General features: G+C 41.4%; 10 protein-coding genes. 1 reads left to right on the top strand and 9 read right to left on the bottom strand.

What is annotated here, in order from left to right; genetic code table 11:
- Positions 1 to 37: 37 nt before the first annotated feature.
- The 9 genes from ACWATR_RS30365 to ACWATR_RS30405 all read right to left on the bottom strand — a co-directional run bounded on the left by ACWATR_RS30365 (position 38) and on the right by ACWATR_RS30405 (position 10774).
- On the bottom strand, positions 38 to 952 hold the full coding sequence (locus ACWATR_RS30365) for a S1/P1 nuclease (protein WP_460341071.1): 915 nt from the start codon (positions 950 to 952) through the stop codon (positions 38 to 40).
- 254 nt (positions 953 to 1206) lie between these two features.
- Positions 1207 to 1995 (bottom strand): hypothetical protein, encoded by a 789-nt coding sequence (locus tag ACWATR_RS30370; RefSeq protein WP_334839594.1) that lies wholly within the window; start codon positions 1993 to 1995, stop codon positions 1207 to 1209.
- A 200-nt stretch (positions 1996 to 2195) separates the two neighbouring features.
- Positions 2196 to 4454 (bottom strand): Mov34/MPN/PAD-1 family protein, encoded by a 2259-nt coding sequence (locus tag ACWATR_RS30375; RefSeq protein ID WP_460341077.1) that lies wholly within the window; start codon positions 4452 to 4454, stop codon positions 2196 to 2198.
- Positions 4455 to 5588, bottom strand: a complete 1134-nt coding sequence (locus ACWATR_RS30380; protein WP_334839590.1) for a hypothetical protein — start codon at positions 5586 to 5588, stop codon at positions 4455 to 4457.
- 121 nt (positions 5589 to 5709) lie between these two features.
- Positions 5710 to 6303, bottom strand: coding sequence for a hypothetical protein (locus tag ACWATR_RS30385; RefSeq protein WP_460341080.1), 594 nt, complete (start codon positions 6301 to 6303; stop codon positions 5710 to 5712).
- A gap of 78 nt (positions 6304 to 6381) precedes the next feature.
- Positions 6382 to 7230, bottom strand: coding sequence for an ATP-binding protein (locus ACWATR_RS30390; RefSeq protein WP_460341083.1), 849 nt, complete (start codon positions 7228 to 7230; stop codon positions 6382 to 6384).
- A gap of 383 nt (positions 7231 to 7613) precedes the next feature.
- On the bottom strand, positions 7614 to 8846 hold the full coding sequence (locus ACWATR_RS30395; protein ID WP_460341086.1) for a DNA cytosine methyltransferase: 1233 nt from the start codon (positions 8844 to 8846) through the stop codon (positions 7614 to 7616).
- A gap of 48 nt (positions 8847 to 8894) precedes the next feature.
- Positions 8895 to 10124: a hypothetical protein gene (locus tag ACWATR_RS30400; protein ID WP_460341089.1), complete on the bottom strand. Its 1230-nt coding sequence runs from the start codon at positions 10122 to 10124 to the stop codon at positions 8895 to 8897.
- Positions 10125 to 10186: 62 nt separating this feature from the next.
- Positions 10187 to 10774 (bottom strand): hypothetical protein, encoded by a 588-nt coding sequence (locus tag ACWATR_RS30405; RefSeq protein WP_322734926.1) that lies wholly within the window; start codon positions 10772 to 10774, stop codon positions 10187 to 10189.
- Positions 10775 to 11007: 233 nt separating this feature from the next.
- Here ACWATR_RS30405 and ACWATR_RS30410 point away from each other — a divergent pair, with 233 nt between their 5' ends.
- Positions 11008 to 12018, top strand: a complete 1011-nt coding sequence (locus tag ACWATR_RS30410) for a hypothetical protein (RefSeq protein WP_322734925.1) — start codon at positions 11008 to 11010, stop codon at positions 12016 to 12018.
- The last annotated feature ends 16 nt before the right edge of the window (positions 12019 to 12034 follow it).

The raw sequence follows: 12034 nt of genomic DNA on the forward strand, positions 1-12034 counted from the left end.
TGACACTTCCTTTCTTTTCTAGCAGTTTGAATCAGCTTTAATGTTTTGCGAATAACTTATTAAGCAAATCAGCTAAACGATAGCCCGCTAGACTCATCCGACGTTCTGCAATTGATTTGCTACTCACAGCATAATTTACTGGTAAAAGCTTTCCCTCACTTTTGTCAATGCTACCAGACAGTCTTCCATTTAGATATGCTTGTTGCTTAGCTAGATTAAAACTTTCTACTTTTGCCCAATTATCAAATTGAGTTTCGCTTAATTCTGGCATTCTACGACGTTGATAAGTATTTCTTAGCCTTATTGCAGTGTTACGAACTGTTTGAAAGTTTTCCGAGCCAAGAACTAGATCATCCCAAAACTTGTGTAAACTTATTGTTTGGCTGTCTTGATTGACTAGAATGTAGAAAAGGTTTCCACCACTGTCACCTTCAGGATATTGACTAGTTATTAATTTAGTAGTATGCAATGGTTGATGCACATCTCCTACTAGATGAAATAGCCAGCATATTGCAACTGCTTTTTTACTGTTACTGGTATTATTTTGAACAATACTAATATTTTGTTTAAAAGCATAAAGAATATTTTCTTCGCCTGCTTTCTCAGTTGAAATTGAATTTGAAGAACTGCTAGGGTCGTAAGGAAAGTTGATGTAGTGCCACGTTTGATGATTAAATTTTTGATTATCACGAGCATCATCAGGCCATCGTGCAGCCCACATAAATAAATACAAATTTTCATTTTGAGAAGGAATACTAGATTTTTTTAGAGAATTCCACTGCTGTTCAAACTTAGAAAATTCAGGATGTTCTCTCAAAATGGCAACAATTCTATCAATCGTCTGCTGATTGCTTTGCTTGAGTTCACTGTAGGCGATCGCTCCTGAAACCATATGTCCAGCCTTATTCCAGGCAAAAGCTGGTTGCTGACATAAAACCATTGCCGACAGCATCGTAACTAAAGTTAATCTAAGCCAAAAATTTAACCTATGCATGGAATTATTTCATAGAAAGTACGGGTAGAGTATAGTTTACAACCAGTATTTTCTACAAATTTGACTTAACTTGACGTTGGCAGGAGTTATAAAATTAATCAATTATCGCTCTCACGATTTACGCATAAAGTCGAAGAATCAAGGGAAAGTACATAAGTCCTAACAATTTTACTAAATCAACAATCAGAGTTTTATTAGAATTTTTGGAGAGACTAAGGTAAATTCTCACAAGATTCAAATAGCCTAGCAGCGTATACATCGGCTGCACTCTTTACCCAATTAGAATTTATCCACAATAGCCAAGCAATAAATAAAATTAGATCTATTGATAGGTAAACGAGTGTCATAGGAGGACAATTAGAGAAATGCAAGCTTTTCTGTATTAAAATTGGCCTACCCGCTTGCCATTCTGTAAAAATGCCAAATAATCCAATGCTAAAGGCACACTGGGTTCCAAGAAAAAGCGCACCTAAGGATGAAATAATTATTCCGAGGGGTTTCATTCCTAATAGATTTCGTCGAAAACCATAATTGCAATTTTCTTCATAGAGCAAGGAGAATTTGCTGTGGTCGCGCGTCTTAGCAATTAGGAACCGAACACAGGTATCATAAGCTTGATCTGCTAGATCCGGCTCTGCTAATTCTTCGCTTTGGCTTGGTAGCGGTTGACCTGTTAAATCATGCAGTTTACTATGCCAACGAGCTAACTCTACTTTGTTTTGAGCATCGCGATGCCGTAGTAAACACGTTGTAGGTTTACCACCCCAAGCAGTATACAATTCGTCTTCTTTAGCTTTACCCATATCGCGAGCAAGTTGTGCTAACAACCTTAGCACCCCGAACCAGGCCAGTAAACTAATTACCCCTCCCCAAGACCAAACTTTGTCTGGAAACAATGTAAGAGCAATTAACGCGATCGGCATTCCCGCAAACAATGCAGGTGTTAACCGAGCTTTGCGGTTATAATCATCAAAATTTTTTTCTATAAAGTCTATTAGCATATATTCGTTCCTACATTATTTTACTGTTGAAACCAAAATGTATTTATTGTCCAAACCTAATTCATTTTCAGTAATAAACCTTTATTTCTACTAAAATGCTGAGATGTTAACGCTGTTACTATTCGATTTGGTACGTTACTATAAAAAGCAAAGTTGAATCAATAAATCCAAAAAAAACTAACATATTTCGTTTGAATCGTTCAGCAATTATACTCCTTTCCTATTGACCACGTTTGTTGGTTTTCGCCAACAATAAGCATGACACCTGGAACCCCTTCATGCTTGAGGGTCTCCACAAGATAGTTCAAAAGTCTGATGTCGTGACTGCTTGGTCTGGTTGAAATTCCTGGTGGGTGCGAATGCCACTCACCAATGTAAGACACAATATTAGCTGTGCGTGTCTGTGCCGACTGGATCTGCTCCTCAAGTTTCTGAATACCACGTGTAAATCCGTTTGGATCAGCTAGGCTGTCTGGGGGAGCAGGGAGAATATCGACAACAAAAATTGACTGCAACTTTTGATCTATGTAGCCAAGCAAAACACCACCAGTCTCGTTTGGGAGATTGACGGAACGAAACTGCCTAACCTTTTCCTGCAAATTAATGTTCCAAATTATTTTCCAGTTATCAACTAAAATAGTCAAAGGTATTGCAACGGATACTGTGTCAGCGCTCATAATTCCTAATTGTGGCTCAACGTGCCATACTAAGATTGCAGCATCAGATTGCTCTCGTCTGAGCCTAACTTGCCTTGCAAGGGTTGCGGCGTGAAGCTGAAGTAAATCCGTTGGTATTATTCTTGATACGTCGCGGCATCCTGCGCCAACCCAGAGGTGTCCTTGATGTCCATTGAGATGTTGCTCACCCCAAGCATTATTTAAGATCGCTCCGTAGTATTGAGCTTCCAGTCCGTCTATTCGGATGTCACGTTTTAAATCTTCAAGAAGTAAGACAGATCCATATCCGGACGGAGTTAGGAAAATTGATGCGGCCCGTTTGAGTTGAGCGATCGCCAATTCGCGCGGTACTGCAAGTGTCGTTGTTGCATCGACCACTATGTCTGCCGTCTCAACAGATGTTTTCAACTGAACATTCGACCAGTTAGTTACACTGTCAACAATGGCGAAAGCTTTTGCATAGCCATGAAAGTAGATTTCTTCCACCATCTGTTTGACGGCATTTGCTTTGAACTGACCAACCTGAAAATGTTTAGTAGTGTGTCGGGCTAAATTGTGCGGTTTTATGTAATCAGGGTCAACAAATGTCCATGTTCCCCATGCCTCCCGATACCATATATCTGCAAGAACACTACCTAATGCCCCAACACCTGCAAGCACACCAGAGAATTCAGCAGTATCTGTAGTAATGCCCGAAGCTTGTCGTGCAGATGCATTAGTTAAAGAGAATGTAACTTCGAGCGGTGCAACATCAATAGAGCGCCAATCATCAAACGAACTTGCAATCTCAGCTAATGAAGGTATTTTGTAATATTTACCATCCCTGCCATCAGTTAATACGCCACATGCTTCACCCAATTGCCCAAGATTAACATTGATGTAAAAGGCTTTATACTCGCTCCGCTCTACATTAGTGCTGTCATTTCGTTGAATGGGTATTTGAAGGATGAGGAGTGTCTGACTGTCAGCTATTTTAGAAACTCCTTCCCAGCCCACGATGCGCTCGATCTCCGCACAAAGTAGATTAAACAGAGTTGCTCCCCGTGCTGCAAATTGTCCGTCAAGAGTTCCTAAATCATATGGAAAGTGTTCAACAGCACCGTGAGTTACTGGCTGAAGGGCAAGAACTATGCATGTTAACCCTAGTTGGACATTTTTGTCTTGAGAGGTCTGCAAAAAGTATCCCAAAAGAACTCTATATTCTACTCGTTTTACGGTTAGAAAAAGGTCATTTTGTTGGATTTTTTCATCAAAATCCGGTGGCAAAATAATTTCAAAAGGGCTGCGGAAGTAAAACTGTTCAACGGGCTGGTCTTCATGGTGCAGTGTACCTTTAGCAGTTTCGGCAAGCCACCAAAGTACTCGATTTAAATGGCTTTGAGGAGTCCAGGAACGCTCAATTACTTGCCACGGTTCAAAATACAGACACAGTGAAGCAGGTTCGCCCTTATTTACATGGTTCTGGTGTGGCGTTGCAGGAAAATTTTGTCGTAACGCTCGCACTTCAGGCATTTTGGCCTCTTCAGAATAGAAGATTAACCCAATTCGCTCTCGATAGAGGATACCAATTTCATTTCTAGTAGGAACACCATCATTAGTGCAATCAACAACGAGCATTTCCGCAATTCGTTGTTCTTCTCGAACAATGCATCTTAGCTCTATAAGCTCAAAGAATTTGTGTGTAAGGCAAGCCCTGAATATGCTGCGTGAGATCGGGATTGTCAAAGCAGCTTCAGTGAGTTGGGCAATAGGCTCACCAAAATCGATGTATTCATCTGACATCTAACCTGCCCTCGGTGCTGGAGAAGACACAATGATATTAACTCCATAGCTTGTAGAAGGATTCAAATTTACTCCTCCACTAGTAATTTGGAACTCCAAAGGTTGGGGTTTTTTAAGGTTTGGCTCCTCCATAGTCACTATGAATCTTCGTCCACCAATCCGATCCAAATACCGTTTGTAGCAATTTTTGGCCTGAATATGGGGTGGTTGTTTCTGTTCATAGGCTTCTCTATTATTGTTTATCGGTTTACTTGAACTGACCAGATAAGCTTCTCGCTGGCCATACAGAAGAAGTTCTTCCACTAAAGGAACAGGAATTGTCTCCGTATCTCCTTTTTCTGAATTAAGCGCATGATGGCTACAATGATGAGGAATGTTGAACAGATTCCATTTCAGTCGATCTTCGTTGTTATGCCATTTAGTGGTGCGTACAATGTCTTCTAGTACGTCGCAGGTTGAGTCTCCTACAGCCAGATAGTTAGTTTGGACACCTGCAACTTCAAAGCGAACTTGGAAAATAAGTGATGCATCATTGCGTAAGTCGTCACCCTCATCAACGTGTTTAATAAATGGTGAATGGCAAAAGAACTCAACTCCGTCACTCGCAAGTGAAAAACCCGGAACCGTTTGCCCAGCATCGGTAATAAGGTGCCGACGCGACTCAAGTGTCAGCCCTTTTTCCGCAAGCCAACTTTTGAGCATTTCTGGCTTAGAAAAAACACGGATACCCTTGCCTTCGAGAAGGCGATGTTGTGCCTCTCGTCGCCAAATGACAAATTCTGCTCCCCGTTGCCCAATTGTGTTGGTATCGAGTAATATAGCTGCTGGAACCCATAACTCATTTATTTTGATTCGTCCGTTGCCTTGGTATTTGGCAGCGTGCCGTAATTCAAAGAATTCAGTACTGTTTGAAATGTGATCATTATCCCCGTGGGTGAGAGCCAAGACATCATAATAATCTAGCTTTGCATTTGCTAGTTCAATTGTTAGATGATTTTTGAGGTTAATAGCGGGTTCATCCTCGTACTCGCCAATTTTTAGGTGACGGTAATCAAACAATAGGCGTTTACCATTGCTCAGAATGATTTGGCTTGTGTCGCCATTTTGTACTGGGTAAAAGATGACTTTGTGCATTGGCTGAATTAATGAGATTGAGTTTTAATTTGCAAGTTCAAAACTTATTAGTACTTCTGGTGTACTGTTTTTATTGAACAGCAGCAGTTTTGAACAACATTTACCCGCACTACACAGGCTGTTACTCTGTCCATTTCCAGAAGTAGTAAGTGTATTGCAACCCCTTATTTGTTACCTCATAGTCTCGTCGAGCAAGGTGAAGGTCATAGAGACGTTTGAGGCGATTGCTCGCTGAGTTGACAGCTAATTTGAGCAGTTCTGAAAGTTTAGGTGCAGTCAAACTGCCATGTATTGAGAGCAAATTGAGCGTTTCTCGTAAACTTAACTCTAGTTGCCCAACACACTCCCACTGTCCGTTGGGTTCAATTGCGAGAAAAGCTAGCTTGAGATGTCGAAACTCAATAGCTGCTCCTAAGTTGGCAATTGTATCCGGTGTCAATCCTTGAAGTAGAAGAGTGCTACTAGGACACTGCCCTTGACTCATATCTTCCTGTAGTCGAATAATCGTTTCATCTAAAAACGAAACGTCTATCAATTGATTCTCAGGAAAAGATAAAAGGATGGCACTACCTTCTGGTTGTTGTTGAACATAATGCTTTAGCCGCTCAAAAGCTTGGTTTCCTTTCTGCCGGGTTAAAAAAAATCGGCCTGAGAATTCTAAGTCCTTGAACAGATCAGCAACGTCTAAAACCTTAATTACTCCTTTCCTTTCCAATCTTCACCTTTGATAAGTGACCGTTCACTAAGTTCCAGTGAACGCATATCTAAATGCTAACTACTCCTTACCTTCTTGTCAAGTTGAATACAGTTCTACTGCAATTTGAGTACCGGGAATAAAAGCTAAATTTGCACATCCTTGTATTTTTCCTGAACCAAAGCTTGTAATAGCGGCATCATGAGAGCGTAGCCATAAATAGCCTCCAGTCATACCAGCAATACGTTCTACTTGGCGTAATCCAAGACCTCCACGCCCTGTTGACCTGGTTGTTTTTCCATGCATGACTTCGATTAAGTAGCCGAGTGTATCGTTAATGTCACTACTTTTACAGTGGTTAATTAAACTTCCAGGAATGCCACAACCAAGATCCCCCACAGCTAGTCGAACGACGGCTTGTCCCTGAATTTCAACTTTCTGGATTAGAACACAGCCATATCTGTCTCCACTATGCTCAAAAACATTCGTGCATAACTCAGACAGTACATTGATCAAGTTGTTTATGTGTGAAATTGATAACCATCTGCTATAAATGTTTTCAGCGCGGGAAACTACAGCACTGACATCTTCAATAGTAGAAACCAAAGTCAATTCCAAAAGATTAGCTGTCCTTGGATCTCGGTTCCACCGCTCTTGTAGTGGACTGTCCACGTCAAACCAGTCGTTCTCTATCTCAAAGAGAGCCATCCGTTCCAAATACTGATGAACTTTTAGCTGCATACGGTTCAGCAATATTTTATTACCCGAAACCTGCCTCAAATGACGTCCGGCAATTACTAAAGCTAAGAGACCGTAAGGACGGATAAAACTCACTTGGCTCATATCAATTTCGTATGCTTGAGCAGGTGTAGTTTCCTGAATACGGTTGTAGAAAGCCTCAATAGTTCGTGCATCTGCCCCAAGAACATCAGGAACAGTTATAGTCACAGGTTGCAAGGTAACTACCTCTAAAAATAATAATTACTAAACAATATGGGTTTTTACGTAAAAATGTTTATATTTAGAAATAACCAGAATACCTGAGTGCAACTGAGAAGCTTTTTTAATCGCTTTTTTAGAGCGAACCTACATATGACAGATGAATTGTTCCCCGGAGATAATTTTGGGGATACTCAAATAATCGCACCAGACTGACTTTTCCCACCACTGCTTACTCAACTTTGGGGCAACTAAACTAGCTTCAAGCCCACCTTCCGCACCCAGTACTGTCACAATCGGTTCTTGCGTGAGCGAATAATATATCTGGCTTAGATTCCTGCCCAAAAGATTCGCCCTCTGCTTTCAGGCGACGAATTTCCCCAATCGCTCGTCTACCTCTTGCTGAAAGGAGGCGATCGCTCTTTGCTGATTTTGCTTAACCTCCTTAAAGTCAGCATTTCATTGACAAAAACGAGTAGATTATTATAATTGCAACAAATTGGTAAAAATAGGCATTTTTGCCAATTTTGGTGCTTAATTTGAGAAGTGATATTGCATTCTAGATGTTCTCTAACTTGCATTCCCACAGCATATGCAAGCAATGGGGGTACCGAATTTCCGATTTCTCTTTGGGCGTGGAGTATTGCCTCACTGAAATTAAACCAATCAGGATAACTGTGCAAACGAGCAGCTTCTCTAACTGAGATAACCCGTGGCTGTTCTGGATGGAGGGGACGTAATGCTGTGCGGTTGCCACTCCCCGCTCTTAACGTCACGCAGAATCCATCCCATTGCAGCTTTTTTGATTTGGATCTAGCTTCTCTCGCGCCTGGAGGAGTGTTGATGAATTGCTGAATTACTTCTGGTGTATGTGTTGTCGCTGCGAATCCCGTCTCAATGTTAGTTACTATACCAAGATTTGGGAATATTTTTTCAATATACTTAGCATATTCTCCCTTCACCCAATCTGGATGCCATTCTTGAGTGTTTTGCTTGGGGAGTAGGGGGACTGGCGACAAGTCCGCGATCGCATCTCTAACTGTATGTTGAGGTTGATGCTCCGGCGGTATAATTTCTCCAAACTTAGATGCAACAAAAAATACCCTTTTTCTAGCTTGCGGAACCCCGTAATCTGAAGCGTTCAGGTTCCATTTGCTAAGGAAATAATGTTCTTCTAGCACTGCTTGGAGGTTAGCAGTAATGCAGCCAAACTTCTGATTTTCAATCCCCGGCACATTCTCCATAATTGCCCCAAGGGGATTGAGTTCCAACACCAGCCGAACAAACTCCCCTACCAACGAGTTTCTCTCATCTTCAACATTTTGCAGTCCAGCAACACTAAATCCTTGGCATGGTGGCCCACCAAAAACTGTATGAATTTCCCTGTCCCAATCTACATACTTCGTCTGAATACAGGCGCGTATTTCTTCACCCGTCACCTCCCGAATGTCTTTGCACAAGACTGTGGCGTGCGGGAAATTATGTTGGTATGTTGCTAGGGCGATGGGATTATTATCAATGGCGATCGCGATTTCAAATCCTGCTGCTTTAAATCCCAAATCAAATCCACCCACCCCGGAGAATAGGCTAACAGCTATTTTTTTGTTTGTTGCTGTTGAGTTCATTGAGATTCTAATTAATGTTAATTTCTTGCACTTGGCTTTTAACACATGTCAATTACAATCGGAGTTCTGCCTGAGTTTTAAGTCTGCCAACCATCTGTCTAACCGACTATTACTAATTGTTTCTTCTATTAATGGGTAATCTGTAGTAAAGACTTTATATACTCCTCCTGACTCCATCTCATAAAAATTGATAATCAACCCTTCACGCTTGGCATTACTAAGCTTTTTGATTGCCTCTGGAAGCATCTGCCATACAGATTTCCTTTCCGAATCCGAAAGGAGGTTCCAAGCTTGTTCCTTAGCTTGTTGATATTGCCATAGTCCTCGGCGCACTGAGGAATAATCTGAAGCTTTCCGCAATATGTCTGCGAGGACTTCTGCATCAGTTGCTGGGACTTCATTTGTACCGAACATCCCAGCCAATGTACTTTCTACTGCCTGAATCTCATCTTCTTCAAAGTCAATGTTTGACTCTTCAGGTTCTTCCAGGTATTCTTCGCAATCATATTCTTCTGTATCCCTTTGCCACAAGGTTTCAAGTTCTCGCTGCATTACCTCAAGGTTTGTTGGGTTGACGATATTTTCATCGTTGGCAGGAATCAATTCTTCTATGGTGTCAGTGAGTTGTTCACAAAGAATTAGTTCTTCAAAAGAGCCGATTTCATTCTTGGCTATCTCAGCTTGATGCTTTTCATATAAGTCAGCGATCGCCTTTCTAACAATTCGCTGCGGTGACAATCCCAATTCCTCTATTAACTTCTCGGTAAACACCCCTGTTTGGTGGTCATCCTCCATAATTTTGCCGAAGGTGTAATATCTATTTCCATCTGGTGTTGCTCGCCAGTTGCCATCTTTTTTTTCTTGATTCATGGCTCTGAGAAACAATCTTCTTTTCTCAATCAGTTCTAACACTAATCCACAAGTCAATCCTCCAATAGGAATATCTTCCAATTCATCAATTAGGATTTTGTAGTTCACAGAACATAACCGAAGTAGTACCGATATTGGTAAAACCGCCAAGTGTTCCGGGCAACTGATAAATGCTTGAAAATTCTCGGCAATTCGGAGCGATCGCCTTTCCTCAGCACTGCCCTTATCCCAACCGTACTCTTCTAATAGTGCGCGATATTCTTTTTTGGTGTAAGTCTGCTTGTACTCGTAGAGTAGGAAAGCCGTATGGAGGTACTCTAGGGTACTTTGCTCTATGTGGGTGGTAGGATTGGAGTTTACCTGATGCTGCTCGACGTATGAATTATTTGCAAAAGTTGTTGTAGTCATGATATTGTATGCGCGGTCTTAATCTCTAAGACCAAGTTTCCTAATTCGACTAGTTAAATAAGTCAGGCCGCTTTTTCCCAATTTTCTGATGATGATTTGGAGATAGCAGCCAAGGCATAGCCCAAGGTGTGCTTGTGAATTTTGGGCATTTTGTGAAACGACATATCCTGACCCCAATCTTGGACTGACTTGGTGCCAATATGTAATACTTGCGTGAGAGTTTTGACACAAGTTGCGCGAAAATTGGCGTGAGACACAGTTTGTAGTACTTGTTGTTCAGTTAACCCTTGAAGGAGTATTTTTTCTAGAAACGTTTGAGCATTTACTTCCAGTGCGCTATATTCTCCTCTCAAGACGCTCTTTAGCTGCTTTGGCACGATTTCGGCAGCGTGAATGTAAGCAAGTGAAACTTTGCAGTAGTTGGGCATCCCGTCAAAGTTGAGGTCACTTCCCCACTTGCGAACTGTTGGTCTTTGTACACCTAAGACTGCACATAGTACAGTGATACATTTTTTGCGGTATTGTGAGTCGGTTTCTTCTTCGAGAAGTTCTGGGGGACTGAGTTCAGCGATATCAAAACAGTGGCGTAGAAATTGTCTTGGTTCTAAGCCTTCTTTGGGCAAGTTTTTGAAGATTTCGCAGTATTTCATATTGGACTCGTGCAGAAATTTTGATTGAAACAGGTGTTTTTCTGCCATCTCAACTTTTTTGTGCTTTTGATTGAAGAATACCAAATCAACTAATTATGTATGTGTTTTATTTACATTTTGTAACTATTTAGCAGTGTAAAAGCAATTATGCACTGCTAAATAGTTACGTTTATTAACGATTTAGCATACAAAGGCTTCAAATATGCTTTGTGGTTCCGATAGACTGAAGTAACATGAGTAAACAACAGCCCGAACAAAACCCGAAGCTACCTCCGAAGCGTGGTCGTCCTGTAGATGCAGAGAAAGACCGCGTGACAGTTCATATTAGTGTTGAAATGCGAGGTCAAATTGAGAAGCTAATACCTGATATGGGTAAAAGCTTGTCAATGGTAGTTAGGAACTTGGTGAATTTGGGTTTAGAGCTTGTTGGTTTATCTCAAAAGGGACTTACTGCTCCTCGGTCAGGTAATTTAGAGGAGTGGCTTGCAAGTTATACGTCTTTGGGAACTGAGCTGCTGATTGCTTGTGAAACTCTAAATTTGTCAGCTCCAAAATCAGGACAAATAGCTATTTGGCTTTTAGACAAAATGGCTTTTGGGTCAAATGACCCTCAAATTATTAATGATGAAGAAGATACTGGTACAAAGCTTTTAGAAAGAATTCGTTTAGGAAAGAAACTGCAAACTTTTAGCTTTGAACAAGGGATAGAATTACCTCAAAATGAGGAATTTGCTACTTGGTTGGGGCAGTTATATGTTAATGCTGCTATTGGACAAGAACTTTCAGCTGCTTGTCAGACGCTGGATTTGCAGTTACCAGAGACAGGAAAACTACAGGAGTGGTTGCAGGATTTGGTGGTGCGTTCGCCCTTGGCGGCTCTTCAAGGAGGATCGCACAGCGTCTCCGCAGTAGAATCGCAATTATCAAACGAGTTATTAGAAGAATGCGATCGACTGGGGATAGAGCCGCCAAAACCTGGTGAGGTTGTAGCGTGGCTACAAAATACCCGCCCTGCGGTATTTGAGCAGTCAATGCACGAACATAGGTTACCTTTTACGGATGATGGTTTGCCTTTAGGGGGGTCGCAACCTTTTTTGGAGCATTTACTTACACTAAATGCACCGCCAACTGAAGATGAGGAGTATGACATTGCTCATAGGTTTGGTGTAGATCCAGCCCATCTTAAGGATTTGATATCCCGCATGAGGTTTGACAAGAACGGACAGACCAATAATTGTCATTAATTTGCTGAGGGGATAA

This window comes from Nostoc sp. UIC 10890 (assembly GCF_054786515.1).